30 protein-coding genes and 1 tRNA gene are annotated in these 25050 nt (G+C 61.4%); 16 read left to right on the top strand and 15 right to left on the bottom strand.

Annotation, left to right across the window (positions count from 1 at the left end; all coding sequences use genetic code 11):
• Nucleotides 1-177 precede the first annotated feature (177 nt).
• Entirely contained in the window at nt 178-870 is a 693-nt protein-coding gene (locus H147_RS0103110; protein WP_019953879.1) for a DUF1223 domain-containing protein, read from the top strand.
• Nucleotides 871-872: 2 nt separating this feature from the next.
• Here H147_RS0103110 and H147_RS0103105 read toward each other — a convergent pair whose 3' ends face one another.
• The 6 genes from H147_RS0103105 to H147_RS19265 all read right to left on the bottom strand — a co-directional run bounded on the left by H147_RS0103105 (nt 873) and on the right by H147_RS19265 (nt 4641).
• Complete coding sequence (locus H147_RS0103105; protein WP_019953878.1) at nt 873-1751, bottom strand: lysophospholipid acyltransferase family protein; 879 nt, start codon at nt 1749-1751, stop codon at nt 873-875.
• Nucleotides 1748-2368 (bottom strand): nitrile hydratase subunit alpha, encoded by a 621-nt coding sequence (nthA, locus tag H147_RS0103100; RefSeq protein ID WP_019953877.1) that lies wholly within the window; start codon nt 2366-2368, stop codon nt 1748-1750. Before nthA ends, H147_RS0103105 begins: the two co-directional genes overlap by 4 nt.
• The gene (locus tag H147_RS21490) at nt 2358-2660 is read right to left on the bottom strand and encodes an SH3-like domain-containing protein (RefSeq protein WP_019953876.1); all 303 of its coding nucleotides are present in this window, start codon (nt 2658-2660) and stop codon (nt 2358-2360) included. Before H147_RS21490 ends, nthA begins: the two co-directional genes overlap by 11 nt.
• The gene (locus tag H147_RS21485; RefSeq protein ID WP_026352206.1) at nt 2638-2985 is read right to left on the bottom strand and encodes an SH3-like domain-containing protein; all 348 of its coding nucleotides are present in this window, start codon (nt 2983-2985) and stop codon (nt 2638-2640) included. The genes H147_RS21490 and H147_RS21485 overlap by 23 nt, the downstream gene beginning before the upstream one ends.
• Nucleotides 2986-3060: 75 nt before the next feature.
• A complete protein-coding gene (locus H147_RS0103085) occupies nt 3061-4095 on the bottom strand; it encodes a FliG C-terminal domain-containing protein (protein WP_245541093.1) in 1035 nt (344 codons plus the stop codon).
• Between the two features lie 57 nt (nt 4096-4152).
• On the bottom strand, nt 4153-4641 hold the full coding sequence (locus H147_RS19265; protein WP_026352205.1) for an autoinducer binding domain-containing protein: 489 nt from the start codon (nt 4639-4641) through the stop codon (nt 4153-4155).
• A gap of 136 nt (nt 4642-4777) precedes the next feature.
• Between H147_RS19265 and H147_RS0103075 the strand changes: the two genes are divergently transcribed.
• Together H147_RS0103075 and H147_RS0103070 are read left to right on the top strand one after the other, a co-directional pair.
• Nucleotides 4778-5386: a helix-turn-helix transcriptional regulator gene (locus H147_RS0103075; protein ID WP_026352204.1), complete on the top strand. Its 609-nt coding sequence runs from the start codon at nt 4778-4780 to the stop codon at nt 5384-5386.
• 118 nt (nt 5387-5504) lie between these two features.
• Nucleotides 5505-6179 (top strand): acyl-homoserine-lactone synthase, encoded by a 675-nt coding sequence (locus H147_RS0103070; protein WP_019953871.1) that lies wholly within the window; start codon nt 5505-5507, stop codon nt 6177-6179.
• Nucleotides 6180-6222: 43 nt separating this feature from the next.
• Here the strand turns inward: H147_RS0103070 and purB are convergent, their stop codons facing one another.
• Entirely contained in the window at nt 6223-7530 is a 1308-nt protein-coding gene (gene purB, locus H147_RS0103065; RefSeq protein ID WP_026352203.1) for an adenylosuccinate lyase, read from the bottom strand.
• Between the two features lie 93 nt (nt 7531-7623).
• Between purB and H147_RS0103060 the strand changes: the two genes are divergently transcribed.
• Nucleotides 7624-8046: a DUF6314 family protein gene (locus tag H147_RS0103060; protein WP_019953869.1), complete on the top strand. Its 423-nt coding sequence runs from the start codon at nt 7624-7626 to the stop codon at nt 8044-8046.
• Between the two features lie 88 nt (nt 8047-8134).
• Nucleotides 8135-8740, top strand: coding sequence for a biotin transporter BioY (locus H147_RS0103055; protein WP_026352202.1), 606 nt, complete (start codon nt 8135-8137; stop codon nt 8738-8740).
• 108 nt (nt 8741-8848) lie between these two features.
• Here H147_RS0103055 and H147_RS0103050 read toward each other — a convergent pair whose 3' ends face one another.
• From H147_RS0103050 to H147_RS0103040, 3 genes are all read right to left on the bottom strand, one after another.
• Nucleotides 8849-9211 carry a type II toxin-antitoxin system death-on-curing family toxin gene (locus H147_RS0103050; RefSeq protein WP_019953867.1) on the bottom strand — a complete coding sequence of 121 codons (363 nt, stop codon included), beginning with the start codon at nt 9209-9211 and terminating at the stop codon, nt 8849-8851.
• 366 nt (nt 9212-9577) lie between these two features.
• Entirely contained in the window at nt 9578-10984 is a 1407-nt protein-coding gene (gene glnA / locus H147_RS0103045) for a type I glutamate--ammonia ligase (protein ID WP_019953866.1), read from the bottom strand.
• A 69-nt stretch (nt 10985-11053) separates the two neighbouring features.
• Nucleotides 11054-11392: a P-II family nitrogen regulator gene (locus tag H147_RS0103040; protein ID WP_007205114.1), complete on the bottom strand. Its 339-nt coding sequence runs from the start codon at nt 11390-11392 to the stop codon at nt 11054-11056.
• Nucleotides 11393-11564: 172 nt separating this feature from the next.
• Here H147_RS0103040 and H147_RS0103035 point away from each other — a divergent pair, with 172 nt between their 5' ends.
• From H147_RS0103035 to H147_RS0103020, 4 genes are all read left to right on the top strand, one after another.
• Nucleotides 11565-13118 carry a bifunctional ADP-dependent NAD(P)H-hydrate dehydratase/NAD(P)H-hydrate epimerase gene (locus tag H147_RS0103035; RefSeq protein ID WP_019953865.1) on the top strand — a complete coding sequence of 518 codons (1554 nt, stop codon included), beginning with the start codon at nt 11565-11567 and terminating at the stop codon, nt 13116-13118.
• Nucleotides 13119-13229: 111 nt separating this feature from the next.
• Nucleotides 13230-13314 (top strand) — tRNA-Leu (locus H147_RS0103030).
• Between the two features lie 23 nt (nt 13315-13337).
• Complete coding sequence (gene tig, locus H147_RS0103025) at nt 13338-14669, top strand: trigger factor (protein WP_019953864.1); 1332 nt, start codon at nt 13338-13340, stop codon at nt 14667-14669.
• A gap of 158 nt (nt 14670-14827) precedes the next feature.
• Nucleotides 14828-15307, top strand: a complete 480-nt coding sequence (locus H147_RS0103020; protein ID WP_043699288.1) for a hypothetical protein — start codon at nt 14828-14830, stop codon at nt 15305-15307.
• Nucleotides 15308-15382: 75 nt separating this feature from the next.
• On the opposite strand, the gene rplI is transcribed toward H147_RS0103020, so the two are convergent.
• Genes rplI through rpsF form a run of 3 tightly spaced genes read right to left on the bottom strand, consistent with a single transcriptional unit; the run spans nt 15383 to nt 16607 of the window.
• Complete coding sequence (gene rplI / locus H147_RS0103015) at nt 15383-15970, bottom strand: 50S ribosomal protein L9 (RefSeq protein WP_019953862.1); 588 nt, start codon at nt 15968-15970, stop codon at nt 15383-15385.
• 9 nt (nt 15971-15979) lie between these two features.
• Nucleotides 15980-16207, bottom strand: a complete 228-nt coding sequence (rpsR, locus tag H147_RS0103010; RefSeq protein ID WP_019953861.1) for a 30S ribosomal protein S18 — start codon at nt 16205-16207, stop codon at nt 15980-15982.
• Nucleotides 16208-16226: 19 nt separating this feature from the next.
• Nucleotides 16227-16607, bottom strand: a complete 381-nt coding sequence (rpsF, locus tag H147_RS0103005) for a 30S ribosomal protein S6 (protein WP_019953860.1) — start codon at nt 16605-16607, stop codon at nt 16227-16229.
• Nucleotides 16608-16869: 262 nt separating this feature from the next.
• Here rpsF and H147_RS0103000 point away from each other — a divergent pair, with 262 nt between their 5' ends.
• Entirely contained in the window at nt 16870-17436 is a 567-nt protein-coding gene (locus H147_RS0103000) for a hypothetical protein (protein ID WP_019953859.1), read from the top strand.
• 98 nt (nt 17437-17534) lie between these two features.
• Complete coding sequence (locus H147_RS0102995; protein WP_019953858.1) at nt 17535-18104, top strand: YceI family protein; 570 nt, start codon at nt 17535-17537, stop codon at nt 18102-18104.
• Between the two features lie 85 nt (nt 18105-18189).
• Here the strand turns inward: H147_RS0102995 and H147_RS0102990 are convergent, their stop codons facing one another.
• Together H147_RS0102990 and H147_RS0102985 are read right to left on the bottom strand one after the other, a co-directional pair.
• On the bottom strand, nt 18190-18870 hold the full coding sequence (locus H147_RS0102990) for a DUF6946 family protein (protein WP_019953857.1): 681 nt from the start codon (nt 18868-18870) through the stop codon (nt 18190-18192).
• Between the two features lie 135 nt (nt 18871-19005).
• The gene (locus H147_RS0102985; RefSeq protein WP_026352200.1) at nt 19006-20193 is read right to left on the bottom strand and encodes a cytochrome b/b6 domain-containing protein; all 1188 of its coding nucleotides are present in this window, start codon (nt 20191-20193) and stop codon (nt 19006-19008) included.
• 167 nt (nt 20194-20360) lie between these two features.
• On the opposite strand from H147_RS0102985, the gene fabD reads away from it, so the two are divergent.
• From fabD to mltG, 5 genes are all read left to right on the top strand, one after another.
• Nucleotides 20361-21299: an ACP S-malonyltransferase gene (gene fabD, locus H147_RS0102980; protein WP_026352199.1), complete on the top strand. Its 939-nt coding sequence runs from the start codon at nt 20361-20363 to the stop codon at nt 21297-21299.
• Nucleotides 21300-21309: 10 nt separating this feature from the next.
• On the top strand, nt 21310-22047 hold the full coding sequence (gene fabG, locus H147_RS0102975) for a 3-oxoacyl-[acyl-carrier-protein] reductase (RefSeq protein ID WP_019953854.1): 738 nt from the start codon (nt 21310-21312) through the stop codon (nt 22045-22047).
• Between the two features lie 147 nt (nt 22048-22194).
• On the top strand, nt 22195-22428 hold the full coding sequence (locus tag H147_RS0102970; protein WP_007205102.1) for an acyl carrier protein: 234 nt from the start codon (nt 22195-22197) through the stop codon (nt 22426-22428).
• Between the two features lie 152 nt (nt 22429-22580).
• A complete protein-coding gene (gene fabF / locus H147_RS0102965; RefSeq protein WP_026352198.1) occupies nt 22581-23843 on the top strand; it encodes a beta-ketoacyl-ACP synthase II in 1263 nt (420 codons plus the stop codon).
• The gene (gene mltG / locus H147_RS0102960) at nt 23843-25000 is read left to right on the top strand and encodes an endolytic transglycosylase MltG (RefSeq protein WP_019953852.1); all 1158 of its coding nucleotides are present in this window, start codon (nt 23843-23845) and stop codon (nt 24998-25000) included. The genes fabF and mltG overlap by 1 nt, the downstream gene beginning before the upstream one ends.
• Nucleotides 25001-25050: the final 50 nt, after the last annotated feature.

Below are 25050 nucleotides of genomic sequence, written 5' to 3'. Positions count from 1 at the left end.
CATGCGCGATTGCCGATCAAGGGGGTCAGGTGAAAAATTGTATACCATTGCACACAATCGTCAAAGATTTGTCGGAATCAGAGTGAAACATTGCGACCAAGACAGTCGCAATTGGTTGATTGGCATTTCGGCCTGATTTTGCCTAAACCGCTTGGGCAGCCTCAGTCGGGATGGAACATGCGCCTTTTACTTGCAGCAATCGGATTGGCCGGTCTTTTTCACGCCTCGCAGGTGGTTGCACAGGACAATCCGGTGGTGGTGGAACTATACACATCGCAGGGCTGTTCGTCCTGCCCGCCCGCCGACGACATCCTGCGCGAACTGGCCAAACGTGACGACGTGATCGCGCTCGCGCTGCATGTCGATTACTGGGATTATCTGGGATGGGTCGATGTGTTCGGCAAGCCTGAACACACGGCGCGCCAACAGGCCTATGCCCGCGCGGCACAAGCGACCATGATCTATACACCGCAGATGATCGTTGGCGGGATCGACCATATGGTCGGGTCGCGCCCGATGCAGGTGATGGATTCCTTGCAGGCGCATGCGAACCAGCCAAGCGTCTTTGACGTCAACCTCGTGCGGTCGGGTGACATGGTGACGATCACTGCTGATCCGGGCGCCGTTGGCGAATATGACGTGCAACTGGTGCGGTATCTCCCGCTGGAAACGGTCGATATCAGGCGTGGGGAAAACGCCGGCAACGAGATCGACTACGCCAATGTCGTGACCTCATGGATCGTTCTGGCGCAGTGGGACGGACAAATGTCGCTTGACATAACTGTCCCTGCCGAAGGGCCCGATGCTGTCGTTGCGATCATTCAGCAGGCGGGACATGGCGCGATTGTCGGGGCGGCGCGGCTGCGTTAATTCTACCGCGATTTCCACCGGCGATGCACCCAGAACCATTGCGCGGGATTGCGTGAAATCTGTTTTTCCAAGGCTTGCGTCAGCGCAACCATCATCTCGACCGGGGTGGCGGGCGTCACGGGCGCGTCCAGCACAATGTCGAATGACATGCCATCGGGCTGGCGCACCCCGAAATAGGGAATAACCAGCGCGTCGGTCCGCAGGGCGATATCCGCGATCGAGGTCGCGGTATGCGCGGGATGGCCCAGAAACGGGATCGCAGGACCATTGGCTGCCACATCGAACAGCAACGTCCCCATGCCGCCGCCGCGCAGATGGCGCACAAAACCCATCGTGCCCTGGCGGCCCTGTTCGAACACCGGTCCGCCCCAGCTGGTCATTGTCCGGGAATAATGCGCGTTGAAAAAGGCGTTTTGCATCGGCCGGTACAATCCGCCGATATCGTAGCCCAGCCGGGTCAGTACCTGACGCGGCGCTTCGTGGTTGCCGAAATGGCCTGTGGCAAAGATCACCGGGCGCTTGTCGGCGGCGGCCTGTGCAAGCGCGGTCATGCCGGGGCCGATCGGCTGGGTGCCCGACAGATGTGCGGCGAAGTCGCGTGACGAATAATTCTCGATCAGGGTCCGACCGAAGTTGTCGCAACAGGCGCGCGCAAGCCGGCGCCGCTCTGGCACAGGCATGTCGGGATAGATCAGCGCCAGATGAGTCTCGGCCCGTTTGCGGTACCCAGCAAGCGGGGCAATGCCATGCGCCAGCGCTGCCCCCATCAGGCGGACGCGGGCCGGATAGGGCAGCGCCTTGGCGCCGCCGATCAGACCGCGCAGCGCGACATCGGCGGCACGGTCGCCCATGCTGCCGGTGATCTGGGCGTCGTCTTTCACAGGACCGGCGGTGCCTTGGCCTGCGCCGTGCCGATCATGCTGTCGCGGGTGACAAGTGCCGCAAGATCCTTGGCGGACCAACCGTCTGTGCCAGCGGGGCGTTGCGGGATCACGATATAGCGCATGTCGGCGGTGCTGTCGTGGACACGGACCTGCACATCCTCGGGCAGGTGCAATCCGAATTCGGACAGGACCTTGCGGGGCTCCTTGACCGTGCGCGACCTGTAGGCACGGGATTTGTACCAATCGGGCGGCAGGCCCAGCAGGTTGCGCGGATAGCAGGAACAGAGCGTGCAGACGATGACGTTATGCACCTCTGCCGTATTCTCGACCGCGATCAGGCGCAGCGGGCCAAGGTCGAAACCCATGGCGCGGCTGGCTTCGGCGGCGTCCTCGAGCAAGGCCGCCCGAAAGTCACGGTCCGTCCAGGCGCGGGCGACAACGGCAGCCCCATTTGCGGGGCTGCGCGCATCCATCGCCGCAATCTGGGCGGTGATTTCCGCGGCTGTGGTAACGCCCTTGGCGATCAACAATTCACGCACGGCGATTTCCATCTGCTGGGCATAGGTCAGCGCATGGTCGTCATCGGGGCGGTGAGGGTGGTGATCATGGGGCATGGGGCGCCTCTGCCGGTTCGAGCCAATGGGCGTAGATTTCTGCGTCGATCGTGTCGTCGGGGCGTTCAGCGGCGCTGCCCCAGACATCCTTCATCGCAAAGCGGACCCGCAACAGCGGGATCATGCGCCCCTTGTGGCGATAGGCGAGGTCTTCGGGGTTGGGAAAGACGCCAAGGTCGCGTTCGACCCAGCCGGTCTTGCCGCGCAGATAGGCGGGGGTGCGCACATGGCCGGGGGGCATGTCGGCGCGCACGCGCAGATAGGTCCGGTCAGTCACGGCAGGCATCGCCATAGGTCGGCCCGCGGGCGGCGACCTCTGTCATCTTGCGACCGAGTTCATCGGTGGTATAGACGCCCGCCTCGATCAGGTTCTGGTTGATCGCGGCGATCCAGCGTTCGTAATAGGTCATCGTCTCGAACGCGTCAGCGCCCATGTCTTCCAGCACGCGGCGTAGCCCGTCCACGGTGAAATGGCCTTTGCCACTGCCGAGCACCATCAAGGCATCGACACGTTTTTCCCAAAGCGCGAAATCGTGCTGGTCTTGCGGGACCACGCCGGCTGGCAGGCCGCCCATGTCGTGCCAACGGCGGCCAAGGGGCAAGTCATCATCTGTCATGCTGCAAGAATTAAGCGGATCGGCCGCCGGTGTCCACGCGATAATGCGTGAGGGGTCCGGCCGATGGTCGGTGGGTCAAGCCGCGGCTTCCTCGTCCGGGTCGCGCAGCGTGATCAGCCCCGCATCGACAAGTTCGCGCACCGCGGTCGTCACCGCGGCCATCGCGGTTTCGGCATCAGCCTTCTTGATGGGGCCGCGTTCGGCGGCATCTTCACGCATCTGTGCCGCCATCCGCTGCGAGACATTGGCCAGCACGTATTCCGCCGAGGCCGCGACATCGGCGTCGCCTGCGAGCCCGGCCGCCATCGCGGTGGTCAGCACGGCGGCATCCACGGACCGGATGCAGGTCGGAATGTCCGTCGGTTTGACGCGCGGCGCGATATCCTTGAAGGTAAAGATCGCCTTGCGCACATCGCTGGCGAAGGCGGGGTCCTTTGCCCCCAATCCGGCAAGCATGTCTTCGCGCGTGTCGGTCGTCGCGGAATTGAGGATCGCGCCCAACCGCTGCACCGGTGCCTTGTCAAAGGCAGTGGCGGAACTGCGCCCATAATCCTGCGCCAGGGCGCGCCCGATCCGCCGCACGACGTCGGGGGTCACATCGCCGGTCAGTGACATCGCATAGGTGATGCGTCGGGCATTGTCGCCGGGTGTTTTCGCCAACACCTCTGCTGCTTTGGCAACGGGCAGTTTTGACAGCGCGACGGCGCAGACCTCGATACTTTCTGATTGCATGATGCGTGCGAGCACAGGGACCGGCAGGTCCACGACCAGTGGCCAATGATCGCCGTTGCGCACGCTGTCGAGTTGCGATTGGAGCCGGCTGGCAAGTGCGGGGCTGAGGTGACTGGAAAGTGCGGTGATCGCATTGTCGCGGCTGCCAGGGGCGGCCATCCCGATGGCATCGAGTTCGGCGGCGAATTCTTCGGCAACGGCGTCCATCGTCACGCGGTCAAGCCGCCGCAGCAAGGCCAGTTCGCCGGTCAGGATTTCCTGCAATGGTTCAGGCAGGTCCGCCAAAGGCATGCTGCCGCCATCGGCAATCAGCATCTGCACGACGATCGCCGCCTTGCGTCGGCGTGTCATCGCGGCGGTGCTGTGAATATCGGTCATGAATGTCATGGCCCAAGTCTAGGGCATGACGGGTAAATAAATCCCTTATCAACCCCGTCAGGAACCGGGATGCGTGACCATGATCGACATTTTCTTGAGCTGGTCCACGGTCGTTGGGTCCAGACGGGACATGTCCGCGGTAATTGCGTGCAAGGCGCTGACGCACTTTGCCAGGTCCGCGATTTCGGCGTCGGTGAATTCCGCCGATTTTCTGGCAAATCCGCAAATGCTGCGGTCGTCTTCGGACACTTCCGTGATCACGACCCCATAGGACAGGCCGAATTCCGCCGCCTTCTGCATGACGCCCGCCGGATCGCTCAGTTCGGACCAGCGTGCGGTGCCGGCATGTTCAAATCCCCAGGCAACCATCGGGTCCGACATCAGCAGACCATTGCGTGAATAGTGATCAAGCCACGCTTTCGGATAGGTCTGGAACATGAACCGTGGTGTGGTATATTGAATGTTCAGTCCGATAGCGTATCCGTCGGGCGCCAAGCCATTGAACCGCTCCAGAATACTGGTAATCTGTAACTGTGTAGCAGGCACGGGGTCACTCGCTTTATGGTTGCCATAATAGGTATTATTAAATTATCGTCTGCCGTGGACGTCTGAGCCATACTAGTGTCAACAAGTGCGCAGCACCAAGAGCTTTCTCGAAGATGAAGCTCGTGAAGGGTAGTGAATGTCAGTACTAATCGGTCCGGAGGAGATCGGGCAGCTTGCTCCATCGGGCTATTACATCGCGCTGCGGATTGGTTTTGCGTTTCCAATGGAAGAGACGAATGTCCTGCCACCTGCCTGGGTCACTCACTACACAAAACAGCGCTTTATGCTTTATGATCCGGCGATTAGATGGGCCTACAGCAATGTCGGAAGCATCCGCTGGAGCGAGATCACGTTGGACGACCCAAAGCGTGTCCTGCAGCAGGCGCAAACTTTCGGGATGCGCTATGGTCTGACGGTGTCTGTCTTCGATAGTGGCAAGGATGTGCAGCGGTCGCTGGCGTCCTTTACGAGACCGGATCGAGAATTCACGTCGATCGAGGCAAAGCTGCTGCAAGTCTATCTTGCCCGCCGCCACAGCGAAACCGCGCCACCGACCAATCTGACCAAGGCAGAGCTTCAGGCGCTGGGCATGGTCAGGGATGGCAAGCGACTCAAGGAAATCGCCTACCAGTTGAACGTCAGCGAAGGGGCGGTCAAGCAGCGGCTGAAGAATGCCAAGCTCAAGCTTGGGGCCAAGACAGGGACGCAGGCGGCAGCCCTTGCCAGCCAGTATGGCCTGATATAAAACGCTTACCTTCTTTTTTAATTTATTAATTACAATTAGAGCTTAATTTAAGATGTCATAATGACACCTTAAGCGGTCGTCGGCCTGCGACCGTCGTTTTTACATCAAGGGGAAGCACATGGAAAATATTACCTTCAATCTTTTGGATCTGCACCGTCACGGGACCGCCTTTTTCGAGTTCCTGGCGCTACGGAAACAGTTTTTTGTCGATCAGCTTGGCTGGGATGTTCCGCATGACGACCAGGTCGAGATGGATCAGTACGACAACCCCAACGCGTATTATTCGCTGGTCCTGCGGGACGGCAAGGTGGTCGGTGGCATGCGCGCCATGGCGACCACGGCGCAGTGGGGGGGACATACCTACATGCTGCGCGACGCGGTCGCCGGCAAGCTGATCGGGATCCCCGCCGACATCATTCCGCATGCCGAGGTCACGCCGAATGTCTGGGAAGCGACCCGTGTGGTGATCTCGGACGAGGTGACGACGCAGGCCGACCGCGCCGAATGCCTGTCGCTGGTGCTGGACGGGGTCGTCACGCAGGCGCGCCAGCATGGTGCGACGGAGATCATCGCGCTTTGTCCGCCGGTATTCGCGCGCACCCTGCGCCAGCTCGGCTTTCCGGCGCGGATCATCGGCGATTCCTATGTCAACGTGCATGATGCGCGCCGCTATGTCGCGATGAGTATGCCCGCGGTCATGCGCAAGTCCGCACCGACGCCGTCGGTCGCGGCCATTCCGCAGTCGGCCACCATGATGCAGCGGCATCCGGTACACGCGCCGGCGAACGTTTGACCGCCCGGGACCGGCCCGTCCTGATCTGGTGTTTCCCCTGACGTCAGCGCGCGCCGAACACGCGCGCGAAGATCGTGTCGACATGCTTCAGATGGTAGCCGAAATCGAACTTCTCCTCGATCTCGGCTGGCGTCAACGCGCGTAGCACGTCTTCGTCGGCCAGTAGCTCGGTCTTGAAATCTGCACCCTGTTCCCAGACCCGCATGGCGTTGCGCTGCACCAGTTTATAGGCATCGTCGCGGTTCACGCCCGCTTGCGTCAGCGCCAGCAGCACACGCTGCGACATCACCAGACCGCGGAACTTGTTCACGTTAGCCAGCATGTTGTCGGGGTAAATCACCAGCTTTTCGATCACACCCGCCAGACGGTGCAGCGCAAAATCCAGTGTGATCGTCGTGTCCGGCCCGATCGCGCGTTCGACGGATGAGTGGCTGATGTCGCGTTCATGCCAAAGGGCCACGTTTTCCATCGCGGGGATGACCGACATGCGCACCAGCCGCGCAAGGCCGGTCAGGTTTTCGGTCAGCACGGGGTTGCGTTTGTGCGGCATGGCGGAGCTGCCTTTCTGGCCTGCGGAAAAGAACTCCTCGGCTTCCAGCACCTCGGTGCGCTGCATGTGGCGGATCTCGATCGCGATGTTCTCGATGCTCGACGCGATGACGCCAAGGGTGGCAAAGAACATCGCGTGCCGGTCGCGGGGGATCACTTGCGTGCTGATCGGCTCTGGCGTGAGACCAAGCTGGGCGCAGACGTGTTGTTCGACCGATGGGTCGATATTGGCGAAGGTGCCGACAGCACCCGAGATGGCACCGGTTGCGATTTCCGCACGGGCATTGACCAGCCGCGCGCGGTTGCGGTCCATTTCAGCATAGAAGCGGGCGAAGGTCAGGCCCATCGTCGTCGGTTCGGCATGGATGCCGTGGCTGCGCCCGATGCGCACGGTGTCCTTGTGCTCATATGCACGGGTCTTCAGGGCCGCCAAGACGCGGTCCACACCAGCCAGCAACAGGTCGGAGGCGCGCACCAGCTGGATGTTGAATGTTGTGTCGAGCACGTCGGAGGATGTCATCCCCTGATGCACGAACCGCGCGGTGTCTTGCCCGATGATCTCCGCCAGATGCGTCAGGAAGGCGATGACGTCGTGTTTGGTGACGGCTTCGATCTCGTCGATGCGGGCCACGTCGAAGGTGGCGTCTTTTGCGTTCCAGACGGCGGCGGCGTTGTCCTTGGGGATCACGCCGATGGCGGCTTGGGCGTCGCAGGCGTGCGCCTCGATCTCGTACCAGATGCGGAACTTGGTGGCGGGGTCCCAGATGGCGGTCATTTCGGGGCGGGAATAACGTGGGATCATCGGGACACCTTTTGCGTTGATCTGGGCAGCGGATTGCCTTTGCGTCATAAGAGGGACGGGGCAAAGCCTCAAGCCAAGAACGGGAAAGATGCGGTGCTGGGACGGGATGATTTTGCAGGACTTTGGCAGGTGGTGCGCCGGATCGAGGATCGGCATAGCGGGATGCGGGGCGATTTTGTCGGCGTGGCGGAATTGGAGCCGGTGGGTGAGGCGGGGCTGATCTATGTCGAGAACGGGCAGATGCGCTTTGGGGATACGCCGCCGATGCAGGCGACGCGGCGGTACTTTTGGGACTTTGCGGACAGGCTGGTCACAGTCCGCTTCGCGGACGGGCGTAATTTTCATTCTTTTGTGCCCGAGGGGCAGGCGGCGGGGACGGATCATCCCTGCGGAGCGGATCACTACAGTGTGGTCTATGACTTCACCCGCTGGCCGCATTGGCGCGCGACTTGGGATGTGACCGGACCGCGCAAGGATTACACATCGGTCACGGACTACGTGCGGGCGGCGGGGTAAACCCCGCCCGACGCAGGCTTCGCTTGCGCCGCGTCGCGGCATCGGCAATAAAACGGGCAGGCAATCAACAACAAGGGGAGAGCGGCAAATGGCCCTCGCACTCAACAATTCGGTCATGTCAGAGGTTTTCGGCCCGAGCGAAGGCACCGCCCTGCGCGTCAAGCAGGCGCTGATGGTGGTCCTCGGCATCGTGCTGCTGGCGGTCATGGCGAAGATCAAGATGCCGGTGCCGGGCACCCCCGTCGCGATCAGCATGGGCACGTTCGCCGTCCTGACGATCGGTGCCGCCTACGGCCCGCGGATGGGCATGGCGACGATCCTCGGCTGGATGATCATCGGGATGCTGGGCTTCGACGTGTTCCAAAGCTCCTCTGCAGACCTGAACGGCGTCAGCTACATGATGGGCAGCACCGGCGGCTATCTGGTCGGCTACGTGCTGGCGACACTGGCATTGGGCTATGCGGCGCGCGCTGGCTGGGACCGGTCGGTCGTGCTGATGGCGTTGGCGATGTTCATCGGCAACGTGCTGATCTACGTCCCGGGCGTGGCGTGGCTCGGCGTGCTTTACGGCTGGGACCAGCCGCTGCTGTCGATGGGCCTGACACCGTTCCTTCTCGGCGATGCGCTGAAACTGGGTCTGGCCGCATTGCTGGTGCCGGGTCTGTGGAAGCTGATCGGCGACGCGCGGAATTAAGCGCAATGGATGCTGAGAGATGAGGGGCGCGGGCTGAAAGGTCCGCGCTTTTTTGTTGGAAAAAAATTGCGTTTGCTTTTGGGGTCCTCTTGAACCGTCGGCAGACGATCAGGGCCGCACGGTCCGGTCCTTCAACCAACTTTCCAGATCATCCTGCGACATCGTCCCCTCGACCACGGCGACGACGACATCGTCCAGCCGGTCGCTTTCCCGCAGTTGCAGAACATAGCCACACCGCTTGAATAAAAGCTCGGTCAGAAGCCAGGACGTCCTTTTGTTGCCGTCGTTGAAACCGTGACAGGAGGCGACGCCATGCAGCAATGCAGCCCCCTTGGCCCAGATCATGCGGTGATAGCCGTGATAGGGACGACCCAAGGCGCCGAGGATATTGTCGATATTGCTGATCCCGCGCAGGCCCCCGAACGCATCGAGAGAAGTTTCATGCGCCTCCAGCGCATCGGCAAAGGTCACGCGGTAATGGCGCTTACCGATTGGCCAACCGCTGCAAGGCGTCCCTGTTTCGAGCAACGCTTTCGCGGATCACAGCGGCAGATTTCGGCTTAACCTGATGGGTTGTTGCAGCGCCGCCGTCTTCACGCACCACAAAGCGGCCTGTCATGGCTGACCTGCTGACAGTCGCTGACTTTGGTTTCTTGCTTGGCATGAGATAAAGCCCCTGATCTTGCTAGACCATAATTGGCTGTCCTTTTGATTTTCGCAAGTCGCACTTGCGGTCGCGGCCGACAAAAAAGATTTTGCAAGATATCTCTCACCACCGCCCCATGCAAAAAAGGGCGCCCGTTGCGGAGCGCCCTTTCTTTTACCATCAAACCGCGATCAGCAGCTGTAGTACATCTTGAACTCGATCGGGTGCGGGGTGTGTTCGTAGGCGTAGACCTCTTCCCACTTCAGCGCCATGTAGCCTTCGAGCTGGGATTTGGTGAACACGTCACCGGCCAGCAGGAACTCGTGATCGGCTTCGAGCGATTCCAGCGCTTCACGGAGCGAACCGCAAACCGTCGGGATCGATGCCAGCTCTTCGGGCGGCAGATCGTAGAGATCCTTGTCCGAAGACGGACCCGGATCGATCTTGTTCTTGATCCCGTCAAGGCCGGCCATCAGCAAGGCGGCGAACGCCAGATAGGGGTTGGCGGCCGGATCGGGGAAGCGGGCCTCGACGCGCTTGGCCTTGGGGGATTCGGCCCATGGAATACGTACGCAGCCCGACCGGTTACGGGCGGAATAGGCGCGCAGCACGGGGGCTTCGAAGCCGGGGATCAGGCGCTTGTAGCTGTTGGTCGTCGGGTTGGTGATCGCGTTCAGCGCCTTGGCGTGTTTCAGGATACCGCCGATGAAATAAAGCGCTTCCTGCGACAGGTCGGCGTATTTGTCGCCTGCAAAGAGCGGCTTGCCGTCTTTCCAGATCGACATGTTCACATGCATGCCGGTGCCGTTGTCGCCTGCGATGGGTTTCGGCATGAAGGTCGCCGATTTGCCGTAGGCCTGGGCCACGTTGTGGATCACGTATTTGTATTTCTGGATCTCGTCGGCCTGCTTGGTCAGCGTGCCGAAAATCAGGCCCAGTTCGTGCTGGCAGGACGCCACTTCGTGGTGGTGCTTGTCGACCTTCATGCCCATCCGCTTCATCGTGGACAGCATTTCGGACCGCATTTCCTGCGCGTCGTCGATCGGGTTCACCGGGAAATAGCCGCCCTTGATGCCGGGGCGGTGGCCGGTGTTGCCCATTTCGTATTCGGTGTCGGTGTTCCATGCACCATCAAGCGCGTCGACCTGATAGGACACTTTGTTCATCGTCACGCTGAAACGCACGTCGTCGAACACGAAGAATTCGGCTTCTGGCCCGAAATAGGCCGCATCGCCAATGCCAGAGGATTTCAGATATTCTTCGGCCTTGACGGCGGTGCCGCGGGGATCGCGGTCATAGGGTTCCATCGTATCGGGTTCGACCACGTTGCAATGGATGCAGACGGTCTTTTCCGCATAGAACGGATCGACATAGGCGCTGGAGACGTCGGGCATCAGTTTCATGTCGGACTGGTCGATGGATTTCCAGCCGGCGATCGACGATCCATCGAACATGAAGCCTTCGTCGAGGAAATCTTCGTCGACGAGATCGGCAACCACGGTGACGTGCTGCAATTTGCCGCGCGGGTCGGTGAAGCGGATGTCGACGTAATCGACCTCTTCATCCTTGATGAGTTTGAGAACAGCTTTCTTGTCCATTCTAGGGCACCTTTCTGTAGTATCTCGGTTTTGCTTGGCGATCGCCCGACCGGGCGGCGGCAAGCGGTGTTAAAGAGCTTCGTCGCCGGATTCGCCAGTCCTGATACGGATGGCCTGTTCGACGGATGACACGAAAATCTTGCCATCGCCGATCTTGTCGGTCTTGGCGGCCGAGATGATCGCCTCGATCGCGCCATCGACCTGATCGTCAGGCAGCACGACTTCGATTTTCACCTTGGGAAGGAAGTCGACGACATATTCAGCACCGCGGTAAAGCTCGGTATGGCCTTTCTGGCGCCCGAAACCTTTGACCTCGACCACCGACAGGCCCTGCACGCCCATGTCCTGAAGCGCTTCCTTGACTTCGTCCAGCTTGAACGGCTTGATGATCGCCTCGATCTTTTTCATGTCACTGCGACTCCTCGATTTTCAATCATAGTGGTCAGACCATTTCTGTCGGACCGGGACAATTCGTGGCAAAGTCCGGTCAGGCGGCGGTCGCGGGAAAGAAGATGCGTTGCTTAAAAAATGTGCATGATGCATCGCAATGGTGCTGTTTGTGAATAGAAGGGGCGGAGTGATGACGCATTTGCTGACACAAGCCCAGATGGCCGCCATTGAAGCTGCGGCGATGACGGGCGGGGTCCTGACCGGGCTCGACCTGATGGCGCGGGCCGGTCGGGGGGTGGTGGACGCGATCCTTACGACCTGGCCGGACCTGACGGCAGCCGGGGGCCAGCCCCCGGACCCCCGGGATATTTCTGCTCCAAAGATGAAAGGACGGGCCGTCGTGTTGTGCGGTCCCGGCAATAATGGCGGTGACGGATATGTCGTGGCGCGTCTGCTGCACGCGGCGGGCTGGCAGGTGGATCTGCTGGCGCTGGCAGGGGCAGGCGCGCCTGACGCGCGCGCGAACGAGGCGCTGTGGCGCGCGCTCGGTCCGGTGCAACCGCTGACGGCAGAGGCGTTACAGGGGCTGGCGGAGGCCGATCTGCATGTCGATGCGCTGTTCGGGACGGGGCTGTCGCGGCCTTTGACGGGGGACGTGCGTGATATCGTGGCCTGTCTGGCGGCGATGGACCTGTCGCGGCTGGTGGCGGTCGATCTGCCGTCGGGGCTCTCTGCGGACAGTGGTCTGGCGCTGGGGCCTGTGCCGCGCGCGGCGCTGACGGTGACCTTCGACAGTCCCAAGCTGGGGCATTATCTGGCAGAAGGGCCGGACTATTGCGGGCGGTTGGTGGTGGCCGATATCGGTATTGCGCCGTTTCGCGCACCGCTTGCTGCGGATGCCGTCACGCTGGTTGACGTCCTGCGGCCGCGGGTGATCGCGCGGCTGAGCAAAGGGCAGGGGCACAAATACAGCCATGGCCATGCGCTGGTGCTGGCGGGCGGGGCGGGCCAAGGTGGCGCGGGGCGCTTGGCCGCAAGGGCCGCATTGCGGATCGGGGCGGGCGCGGTGACGCTTGGCTGTCCTGCCGATGCCGTGGACGAGAACGCGGCGCAACTCAACGCGGTGATGCTGCGACAAGTGGCGGATGCAGCGGGGCTTGCCGGGTTGGTCGCAGACAAGCGGATCGCGGCGCTATGTCTGGGGCCTGGGCTGGGCCTGGGACCGCGCGAGCGTGATCTGCTGGCGGCGGCGCTGGCCTGTGACGGGCTTGCCCTGGTGCTGGATGCCGATGCGCTGACCCTCACCGCGGGCGATGGCGACCTGTTTGACGCCTTGCACGAGAGTTGCGTGCTGACCCCGCATGACGGCGAATTCGCGCGGGTGTTTCCCGATCTGGCCGATGGGGCGTTGTCGCGCGTCGATGCCGTACGTACGGCGGCGGTGCGGGCGGGCTGTGTCGTGCTGCGCAAGGGGCCGGACACGGTGATTGCCGATCCGTCGGGGCGATGCTTTGTCCATGGCGCTGTCTATGCGCGCAGCGCGCCGTGGTTGGCGACGGCAGGGTCGGGGGATGTGCTGGCGGGGATCATCACGGGCCTTTTGGCGCGGGGATTCGCGCCGCTGGCGGCTGCGACGACGGGGGCTTTTCTGCATGCATCCTGCGCGCTGGCCTTCGGGCCGGGGCTGATCGCCGAAGACTTGCACGAGATGCTGCCGCAGGTGCTGCGCGATCTTGGCGTCTGAGCCTTTGCAGCCTGCGGAATAAAGGCCATTTTTCCTCTCGCATCCCGTCACCAGCTTTGCTAGACAGCGCCCAACGTGGGGCAGGCCTGAAAACCTGCCCCTTTTGATCATGCGGGTGTGGCGAAATTGGTAGACGCACCAGATTTAGGTTCTGGCGCCGCAAGGCGTGGGGGTTCAAGTCCCTCCACCCGCACCAAGGTAGTGAAAAAAGGACAGCACATGCAGGTCACCGAGACCCTGAACGAAGGCCTCAAGCGCGGCTATGCCATCACCGTCACCGCGGCGGAACTGGACGCGAAGGTTGAAGAAAAGCTCAAAGAAGCCCAGCCAACCATCGAGATGAAAGGCTTTCGCAAGGGCAAGGTCCCGATGGCCCTGCTGCGCAAGCAATATGGCGACCGCCTGATGGGCGAAGCGATGCAGGACAGCATCGACAGCGCCGTGCGCGACCATCTGGACGCGACCGGTGACCGCCCCGCGGGCCAGCCAGAGATGAAGATGTCGAACCCCGACTGGAAGCCGGGCGACGACGTGCAGGTCGATGTATCCTATGAAAAGCTGCCCGATATTCCGGCCGTAGATTTCGCCAAGATCACGCTGGAGCGGATGGTCGTGAAGGCTGATGAGGCCGCCGTGCAGGAAGCGCTGGACAATCTTGCCGCATCGCCGCAGGCCGTGACCTACGAGGCCAAGAAAACCCAGGCGAAAAAGGACGATCAGGTCGTTCTGGATTTTGTGGGCAAGGTCGATGGTGAAGCCTTCGAAGGCGGCACCGCCGAGGATTATCCGCTGGTGCTGGGGTCCAACTCCTTCATTCCCGGGTTTGAAGATGGCCTGCTGAAGGTCAAGGCCGGCGACGTCAAGGATGTGGAAGTCACCTTCCCGGAGGAATATCAGGCCGAACATCTTGCCGGTAAGAAGGCGGTGTTCACCTGCACCATCAAGGAAGTCCGCGCGCCCAAAGCGCCCGAGATCAACGACGAGCTGGCCAAGAAATTCGGGGCCGAGGATCTGGCCGCGCTCAAGACCCAGATCGCCGATCGTCTGGAAGCCGAGTACAGCGGCGCGTCCCGTGCGCTGGCCAAGCGTGCGCTTCTGGATGCGCTCGATGGCGAGGTCAGCTTTGACCTGCCCAAAGCCTTGGTCGAGGCCGAAGCCAACCAGATCGCGCACCAGCTGTGGCACGAGGAAAACCCCGATGTCCACGGCCATGACCACCCCGAGATCACGCCCACGGACGAGCATAAATCACTGGCAGAACGCCGCGTGAAGCTGGGCCTGTTGTTGGCAGATATCGGCCAGAAGGCCGAGGTGAAGGTCACCGATCAGGAAATGACCCAGGCGATCATGAACCAGGCGCGGCAATATCCCGGCCAGGAACGCCAGTTCTTTGAATTTGTGCAGCAGAACGCGCAGTTCCGTCAGCAGTTGCAGGCGCCGTTGTTCGAGGACAAGGTCGTCGACCATATCTTCGCGGCTGCAACCGTGACGGAAAAAGAAGTCAGCAAGGAAGACCTGCAAAAAGCGGTCGAGAAGCTGGAAGAAGAATAAGCGCCGCCCACTGCGGTGACTGACAAGGGCGCCTGCGGGCGCCCTTTTTTGTTGGCAGGTCGGCCGACACAAAGCCACCGCAAATCGGGCGCAGATTCTCCGTTATCGAATCGCAGGATCACATATATGTGAAGGCGTGCATTTGGAGGTTCACCAGCATGTTTAGACGAGTTTTATGGGCGGCGGTTCTGAGCGGCGCAAGCGGAACGGCGGCGATGGCTTGCCCTGATTTCACGATTCCGCCACAGCAATCCTATCAGGCGACAGGCCAGCAGCTTTATGCGCCCGCGCAATTCAATGTTGTGGCGGGCGGCCAACATGCGTTGGGCGATTGCCCGCAGATCAGGCCGGGCTCTGATGTCGGATCGGGGTTCTTTCCCGCATCGCCGGATTTCTCGTTCCAGCTGTCGGGTATGCAGCCTTACCGGCTGGTGGTCAGCGTGGTCAGCAAATGCGATGCGGCCCTGTTGATCAACACCGCGTCGGCCAACTGGTATTATGATGACGACGACAACGGCAATCTTGATCCGCTGATCACCCTGACGCAGCCTGCGGACGGCCGGATCGATATCTGGATCGGCACCTATGACGGTGCTTACTGCGATGCGACGCTGAAGTTGGAAACATTCGACCGCTGAACGGGCAGGGCGCAGGACAACAAAAAGGGCCGCTGGCATATGCCGCGGCCCTTTTCAATTCCGTGTCGCCGGGGCTTAGCCGCGGTCGTCGTCGCCGAATTCGTCGGCAGCGCCGCCGATGTCGTCGAACAATTCCTGGATCTCGAAGTCGGCAGCTGCCTCTTCTTCGGCGGCCAGTTCGGCGATGGATTTACCGGCTTCCTGAAGCTCTGCCTCTTCAGCGGAACGGGCGACGTTCAGCGTGATCTTGGCATCGACTTCGGGGTGCAGGTTGACCAGCACGTCATGCAGGCCCAGGTCCTTGATTGCGCCGGTCAGCACGATCTGCCCTTTGTTCACCGAGAACCCGGCCATTGTGGCCGCTTCAGCCGCATCGCGCGGCGTGACCGACCCGTAAAGCGCACCACCGTCCGACGCGGACCGGATGATGACGAAACGCTGGCCGTCCAGCTTTTCGGCCAGAGCTTGCGCTTCTTTCTTGGTTTCGAGGTTGCGGGCTTCCATCTGGGCCTTTTCAGCCTCGAAACGCGCCATATTGGCGGCGTTCACGCGCAGGGCCTTGCCCTGTGGCAGCAGATAGTTGCGGGCATAGCCGTCCTTGACAGACACGACTTCGCCCATCTGACCCAGCTTTGCCACGCGTTCGAGAAGAATGATATCCATGATATGTCCTTACTTTACAGCGTATGGCAGCAGGGCAAGGAACCGGGCACGCTTGATCGCACGGGCGAGGGCGCGCTGGTTCTTGGCACCGACAGCGGTGATGCGGGCGGGTACGATCTTGCCGCGCTCGGAGATATAGCGCTGCAGGGTGCGTGTGTCCTTGTAGTCGATCTTTGGCGCGTCATCGCCTTCGAACGGATCGGACTTGCGGCGGCGGAAGAATGGTTTGGTTGCCATGATTGCTATCCTTTACTGATCAACGACGTTCGCGGCGTTCGCCACGGTCAGGGCGGTCGCCCCGGTCACCGCGTTCTTCGCGCTTTTGCATCTGCACGGATGGGCCGTCTTCGTGGGCGTCGACCTTGATGGTCAGCACACGCATGACGTCATCATGCAGGCGCATCAAGCGTTCCATTTCCTGGATCGCCGGTGCGGGCGCATCGGTACGCAGCAGGGCATAATGGCCCTTGCGGTTCTTGTTGATCTTGTAGGCCATCGTCTTGACGCCCCAATATTCGTTTTCCAGCAACTTGCCGCCGTTGTCGGCAAGAACGGTTCCGAAATGTTCGATCAGGGCTTCGGCTTGCGTGTTGGACAAGTCCTGACGCGCAATCATCACATGCTCATACAGTGGCATGCATACTCCAGTTCTTTTCTCGGCGCATTTCAAAGGACGGGGCAGTGACCTTCTGCACCCCATCCACGAGAGTCTGCGCGGTTCATAATAATCGCAGAAGGATGCGGCCTTATACGCAGGCTGGCCCGCGATGCAAGCCTTGGCGGCCTGTTTTGCAACGATCCGTGGGGGAAACGCATAATTTCGCGGGCGGGCCTTGCTGTTGCCCATTTCTCGTCGTCTTTTAGCGCTAACGACGCAGCGCAAACAGGAACGACGACCGATGGCTGACCGCAAGATCACGGGCTTTTTCAAGCCGAAACCGCCTTTCAGCGTCGAAGATGCCTATTGGGGCTATATCATCCGTAGCGACAAAGGCGAATCCCTGGGATTCGTGATGCTGCAATCGGCCTCTTTTTTGCTGGGCGTCGGGTTTCTGATTGCGGCAGTGGGCATCATCGCGCTGTCGCCGCTGGTTTTTGGCGCGGAACTGTCGCCGTTCCGCGTGGCGGCGGCGGTGCTGTTCGGGGCGGCTGCGGCGTATTTGTTGTGGTTCGCCAGTCGCGGCACCCAGACAGAGGTACATATCGACACTAGCGCCCGCGAAATCCGCGAAGTGATCCGCAACCGCGCCGGGCGGCCTACGACGGTCGGCACGCATGACTTTGCCGCGATGACCGCTGCCTTCATGCAGGACGATGACGAAAGCGACGGCGCGATGCTGGTGGTGCAGGATCACGACACTGGGCTGTCCATCTGCCTTGCCAAGGGGCCTCATGCGCAGCTTGGCGCATTGCAGGACCGTGTCGCGCGCGATGTGCTGGGCGATCCGCAGGCGCGACTGGCCTGAGGTTCATGCCGTCGAACAGGTCGTGTTCGGATTTGCGGAATTGAGGATCGGGGGGCGAACCGGCTTATAGGACGCATCTTGAACCATTGGAGTGTCCCATGAAAAACGTCCTTGCCACCGCAGCCTTTGCTGCGCTTCTTGCCGCCCCCGCCATCGCCGAAAACTATGTCCTCGACGCAAGTCACAGCCAGATCGTATTCAACTACGACCATCTCGGGTTCTCGACCACCTATGGCATGTTCTCGGGCTTTGAAGGCGAGATCGTGTTCGATCAGGAAGACCCCGCCGCATCCTCGGTCAACGTGTCTTTCCCGGTGCGCACCATGCTGACCGGATGGGAAGGCCGTTTCGAGCATTTCATGAGCGCCGATTTCTTTGACGCCGCCGATGACGAGATGGTCACTTTCACCTCGACCAGCATCGAAGTGACCGGCGAGACCACGGCCCTGATCACTGGCGATCTGACGCTGAACGGCGTTACCAAGGCCGTCGTGCTGGACACCACGCTGAACCAGGCGGGCACGCACCCGATGGAGAACAAGCCTTGGGCCGGTTTTGACGCGACCACCACGCTGCTGCGCTCGGACTTCAACGTCGGCGCCTTTGCACCTTTCGTCAGCGACGAAGTGCAGGTGATGATCTCGATCGAGGCGATGCAGGCTGAGTAAGCTCTGCCTAATGCGATAGATAAAGCCGCGCCGGAGCAATCCGGTGCGGCTTTTTTGTTGGGGTATTCCTTGATTTGGTTTCCGTTCAGACGAATTCCTGCGCGCCGACCGCCCACCCGAAGATCAACGGCATTCCCGTCGGCAATCGACACGTCACAGCCTGATCGGGCTGCGCTTCAAGACCAAACACAGCCACAAAGTCTTGAAAGTCAGCGAACCACCGATGCACGGGAGAGAATGATTGTACGATCATGGCGGCCTGATCGGTCTTGAACCGCTTTGCCTCAATAACCGCTGCTGCTGTCCTGTGAAAAAGCTGGTAGCGCAGGTCATGGGGTGGGGGCGAGCTCAGGCCCAGCAAGGCGCAAATGAACTGCATCCGCTGAATTTTGCCTGCACTGGCATTGGCCATCCATTCCCCGACTGTCGGACCAAAGGGTTCATTGACCTTTGCCTCAACTGCCATTGCGACCGTTTCGTAATTAATTCTCGCCAAGGCAAACACATCGCACTGGGATTCGCGTCTGCCTCCAGGCAAGGCAACTTTGTGCTCTGGGATCGCCAGCAATAGCTCTGGGGACCCGCCTAGCAGATTTGCGATCTCTTCAGGCAGGCCGTCTGCTGCTTCCCATGAAAGCGCCGCTGCCATCGCAGAGTATCCGCGCTTCCACTGCCTTTCAGGTTCGGCTAGGAACCGCTGCCAATCTTGCGCGCCAGTTGTCGGGACAAGTATCTTTGCGATGGTGTCGTCCTCCCGCTTATGCACCGCAGGTTGGCAATACTATGAGGCATCATTGTGGCTCGCCTGTAGTGCACCTATCATGACCGTTTGCGGGTGCTACCGTCTCATTCATCGGGCGTTTTGGCGAAGTCCAAGTCTAAAGTTGCTGAAAACCCCGCCCTACCGTGTCGCGGTCACCGCCAGTGTGACATCCACCGCAAAGCCGAGGCTGCTTTCATCGGCCATCGACGCGCCGACCCCGAAATCGCGCCGGTCCAGCGTCAGGGCGCCTGACATCCTGGCGGTATCGTCTTCGAGCGTCAGATCGAAGGGGAAGCTGACCGGCACGGTGGCGCCTTTGATCGTCAGGGTGCCGTCGGCGGTGTAGCTGCCTGCGTCAGCGAGAATCACACCCGTGAAGGTCGCGGTGGGGTGGGTCGCGCTGTCAAAGAAATCCGCCCCCATCGCCTGCGATGTCACCGATCCCAGTGTCAGCGAGGTAATGGAAATGGTCGTTGTGACCGTGCCCGCCTCGCCTGTCGCGTCGGGGTCGAAACTGATCGCGGCGGTCCAGTCTGCAAAGCTGCCGGCAACAGGGCTGCCGAGTTGGGTGACACTGATGCCGATCTGCCCTTCTGTGACGGTCCATTCGGAGGCGACGGCGGCCAGGGCTTCGGTCGGGACGATTTCATGCGCGCGGAACAGGCCCGCCGCCGCGGCACCACCCGTGGCCAGTGCAAAGACGATCACGGCCCCAAAAGGCGCGGCAAGGCTGCCTTTGTGCGGGGGTGTTGCAGGGGCGTCGGCCTTGCCGAACCACATCCGGCGCAGGGTGGCGTCCTTGTCGATGACATGATGCTTCAGCGCGCCTGCGATATGCAGCAGGATCGAGGCGATCATAATCTTGCTGAACAGCCAGTGCAGGGCCGCAGCGGTTTCCGCGACAGTTTCGGACACCGGCACAAAAGGCAGGCCTTGCCCGATCGGCAGCCAGATTGGCGCGAAACCGCTGGTCGCGGCGTGATGCACCCAGCCCGTCAGCGGTACGGCGACAAGGCTGATGTAGAGCGTCCAGTGAACGACTGCGGCAACCGTCGACAGCGCCTTTTTGTGGGCATTGAGTTCGCCGGGCTTGGGCTGGGTCAGCGCCCAGAGAATCCGCGCCAGTGCGACGGCAAAGACGATCACGCCCAGCGTTTTATGCACCGAGAAAAGCTGTGCCTTCAGCGCGAGTTCCGCATCGGTCTCATAGGGCAGCCAGTTCGCGATCACGCCCAGAGGCGCGATGACGATGATCAGCAGGGCGGTCAGCCAGTGAAAGGTCTTGGTGACGGTGCCATAGCTTTGGGCGGTGTTCGATGCGGACATTTGGACCCCTTTCTGCAATGGATCGCAGATAGCATCGCCCCCGCGCCCCGCATAGGCGCTGCAGTGCAGAGACAATGTGCAAATCTGCGCGTCCGCCACTTTGCTTGCCGTGTCCGGTTGCGCAGGGTAAACCCGCCAGAACCGACACCAGACAGGAGCAAGGCCAGATGCGGGCATTCGTTTTTCCCGGCCAAGGGGCGCAGACAATCGGGATGGGGCAGGCTTTGGCCGCAGCCTATCCGGCGGCAAAGGCCGTGTTCGACGAGGTCGATGACGCCTTGGGCGAAAAACTGTCCGCGCTGATCTGGGAGGGCGACATCGACACGCTGACCCTGACGCAGAACGCGCAACCTGCGCTGATGGCCACGTCGCTGGCCGCGATCCGCGCGCTGGAGGCCGAAGGCGTGGACGTCACGGCGGCCAGTTTCGTGGCGGGTCACAGCCTTGGCGAATACTCCGCGCTGGCCGCGGCGCGTGCCTTGAGCGTCGCCGATACCGCGCGGCTGTTGCGGATCCGTGGCCGCGCCATGCAAGAGGCCGTGCCGGTAGGGCTGGGGGCTATGGCGGCGCTCTTGGGGCTGGATTTCGACCAAGCCCGCGCGGTGGCCGAGGAGGCAGCCCAAGGCGAGGTCTGCGAGGCCGCCAATGACAATGATCCGGGGCAGGTGGTCGTGTCGGGCCACAAGGCTGCCGTGGAACGCGCGCTTGATATCGCCAAGGCCAAGGGTGCCAAACGCGCGATCCTGCTGCCGGTCAGCGCACCCTTTCATTGCAGCCTGATGGCCCCTGCGGCGGACGTGATGGCCGAGGCGCTTGATGCTGTCACGATCAACCCGCCTGTCGTGGGGCTGGTCGCCAATGTGCTGGCCGATGTGGTCAGCGACCCTGCCGAGATTCGCAAATTGCTGGTCGCACAGGTTACCGGATCGGTGCGCTGGCGCGAAAGTGTGGCCTTCATGGCGGCACAGGGTGTGACGGATGTCTACGAGATCGGGGCAGGCAAGGCGCTGTCCGGTATGGTCAAGCGGATCAACCGCGATCTGGCGGCCACGGCTGTCGGCTCGCCCGAAGATGTGGTGGCCATGGCTGCCGCGTTGCATGAATAAAGGAAAGCAGATGTTTGATTTGAATGGAAAAAATGCGCTGATTACAGGTGCGTCCGGTGGTATTGGTGGGGCTATCGCGAAGGCGCTGTACGATGCGGGCGCGACCGTCGCCCTGTCCGGCACGCGGGTCGAACCGCTGGAGGCGCTTGCCGCGTTCTTGGGCGATCGCGCGCATGTGCTGCCCTGCAACCTGTCGGATGCCGAAGCCGTCAACGCGCTGCCCAAACAGGCGGCCGAGCTGATGGGGTCCGTCGATATTCTGGTGAACAACGCGGGCATCACGCGCGACAACCTGTTCATGCGGATGTCGGATGACGAATGGTCCTCGGTGCTGGAGGTGAACCTCACATCCACCATGCGCCTGTGCAAAGGTGTCATCCGTGGGATGATGAAGGCGCGCTGGGGGCGGATCGTGAATATCTCCTCGGTGGTGGGGGCCACCGGTAACCCGGGGCAGGCGAATTATGCAGCCTCCAAGGCGGGGATGGTCGGCATGTCGAAATCCATCGCCTATGAGGTCGCAAGCCGTGGGATCACCGTCAATTGCGTGGCACCCGGGTTCATCACCACCGCCATGACCGACAAGCTGACGGACGACCAGAAATCCGCGATCCTGACACAGGTGCCCGCAGGCCGCATGGGTGAGGCCGAAGAGATCGCTGCGGCGGTTTTGTATCTGGCCAGTAATGAGGCCGCCTATGTCACCGGCAGCACCTTGCATGTGAACGGCGGGATGGCCATGCTGTAGAGCGGGCTTGGCGGGGAATCCGTTTGCCAAGGCGGAATTCTCTGCTATTAGCCTCGCAGCTTGAATATGCGGTGAACTCCCGCTTTGCTACATCCCGCAAGGGAATCTGAAAACGGGCGCTTGCCCAGAAAGACATGAGGAATTGACATGAGCGATGTCGCAGACCGCGTACGCAAGATCGTTGTAGAGCATCTTGGTGTTGAAGAAGACAAAGTGACGGAGACTGCGTCCTTCATCGATGATCTGGGTGCCGACAGCCTTGACACCGTCGAATTGGTCATGGCTTTCGAAGAGGAATTCGGGATCGAGATCCCCGATGATGCCGCCGAAACCATCCAGACCTTTGGCGACGCCGTGAAATTCATTTCCAGCGCGCAATAAGTTTCAACCCTGCGGGGTTGCGGGCGGCGTCCTTCGGGGCGCCGTTTTGCTTTGGCGTGCGGGTTTGCGCCAAAGCGCCGAACCCCGCCCTTGCCCCATGCGGGCGGGCTGGGGTATCAAGTCGAAAACACACCAAGAGGTGAGGGCATCAAATGCGTCGTGTCGTTGTAACTGGGCTGGGGCTGGTGACGCCGCTGGCTGACGGGGTTGAAAAAACGTGGGAACGCCTGCTGGCCGGACAATCCGGCGCGGGCAAGATCACGGGGTTCGATCCCAGTCGCCTGACCACCCAATATGCCTGCGAAGTGCCTTTGGGCGATGGCACCGACGGGACGTTTAACGCCGATGCCTATATGGAGCCCAAGGAACAGCGCAAGGTTGACACCTTTATCCTGTTCGGCATGGCCGCCGCCCAGCAGGCAATCGAGGATTCAGGCTGGCAGCCGACCGAGCGTGCGGATCAGGAACGCACCGGCGTCATGATCGGGTCGGGGATCGGGGGGCTGAATTCCATCGCCGATACGGCCGTGATGATGGCCGAAAAAGGCCCGCGCCGCGTGTCGCCTTTCTTTGTGCCGGGCGCGCTGATCAACCTGATTTCGGGGCAGGTGTCGATCCGTTACGGGTTCCGTGGCCCGAACCACGCGCCTGTGACCGCCTGTTCGACGGGCGCGCATGCCATTGGCGATGCCTCGCGCCTGATCATGTTCGGGGATGCCGATGTGATGATCGCAGGCGGGGCCGAGGCCGCGATCTGTGAACTGGGCATCGCCGGTTTCAACGCCTGCAAGGCGCTGTCGACCGCCCATAACGATGATCCGACCAAGGCCAGCCGCCCATGGGACCGCGACCGTGACGGCTTCGTCATGGGCGAGGGTGCGGGCATCGTTGTGCTGGAAGAATATGAACACGCCAAGGCGCGCGGTGCCAAGATCTATGCCGAGGTGCTGGGCTACGGCCTGTCGGGCGACGCGCACCACATCACAGCCCCGCCACCCGACCACGAAGGCGCTGAACGCGCGATGCGGGCTGCCTGCCGCAATGCAGGCATCGACCCTGCGCAGATTGATTATGTCAACGCGCATGGCACATCGACCATGGCCGACACGATCGAACTGGGCGCTGTTGAGCGCCTTGTCGGGCCGGAGGCTGCGGCGAAACTGACCATGTCGTCGACCAAATCGGCGACGGGGCATCTTTTGGGCGCTGCGGGCGCGATCGAGGCTGTGTTTTCCATCCTCGCCATCCGCGATCAGGTGGCACCGCCGACGATCAACCTTGACAACCCCGATGTCGAGACCGTCGTGGACCTGTGCGCCAATGCCAAGCGCGAACGCCGGATCGACATTGCCCTGTCCAATTCCTTTGGTTTCGGGGGCACGAATGCCAGCGTGATCTTTGGGAAAATCGCCTGATGTGGCGGCATATCGCGGCGAATTTCCTGACCTTCTTCACGGTCGCCCTGTTCCTGTTGGCGGGGGCCATCGGCTGGGGGACGAAACAATACCGTGATCCCGGTCCCCTCGCGCAGGCGATCTGTTTTCAGGTGCCAAGCGGCGCGTCGATGTCTTCGGTCACCGATGGGCTGGTCGCGCAAGGGGCTGTGAGCAACGGCACGATCCTGCGCATCGGTGCGGATTACAGCGACAAGTCGGGCCTGTTGAAGGCCGGCAGCTTTCTGGTGCCAGAGGCCGCGTCGATGGAACAGATCATGGAGATCGTGACGCGCGGCGGTGCTAACACCTGCGGCACCGAGGTCATCTACCGGATTGGTGTGAACCAGGTGCAGGGCGTGGTGCGCGAGCTTGAACCCGCGACCAACCGTTTTGCGGAACGCGCAAGCTTTGATCCCCTGACAGAACAAGCCCCCCCCGCCTATGCAGAGGTGCGCGCGCAGGGCGACACGCGCTACCGCGTCGTTCTGGCCGAAGGCGTCACCAGCTGGCAAGTGCTGAACGCGATGCGCGGGATCAGCGCGCTCGAGGCAGATGTGACCGAAACTCCGCCCGAAGGATCGCTTGCGCCCGCCAGCTACGAATTCACCCCCGGCACGCCTGTGTCCACGATCCTTGCGCAGATGACGGCCCGGCAGAATGACATCATCGCCAATGCATGGGCCAATCGTCAGGACGGACTGCCGCTCGAGACCCCCGAAGAGATGCTGGTTCTTGCCAGCATCATCGAAAAGGAAACCAGCGAAATCGACGAACGCCGGCAGGTGTCGAGCGTCTTCGTCAACCGCTTGCGGCAGGGGATGCGGTTACAGACCGACCCCACCGTGATCTACGGCGTGACGCGCGGCGAAGGCGTGCTGGGCCGTGGCATCCGGCAAAGCGAATTGCGCGACGACAATCCGTGGAACACCTATGTGATCACCGGACTGCCCCCGACGCCCATCGCGAACCCCGGCCTTGCCAGTATCGAGGCGGCGGTGAACCCCGACGAGACGGATTATATCTTTTTCGTGGCCAATGGAACAGGCGGACATACATTCACGACCAATCTGGATGATCACAACAGGGCGGTCGCGGTCTGGCGGCGGATAGAGGCGGAACGCGAAGCCAACCAATGATGCGCTGAACAGATGAAGAAACGGACAAAGGGTCGCCCGCTGGTCGGGTG

Origin of the sequence: Yoonia vestfoldensis DSM 16212, from assembly GCF_000382265.1 — a bacterium.
GTDB classification, from domain to species: Bacteria; Pseudomonadota; Alphaproteobacteria; order Rhodobacterales; family Rhodobacteraceae; genus Yoonia; species Yoonia vestfoldensis.
Note: the sequence above shows the minus strand (reverse complement) of the source record. Positions and strands in the feature narration are given on the sequence as shown.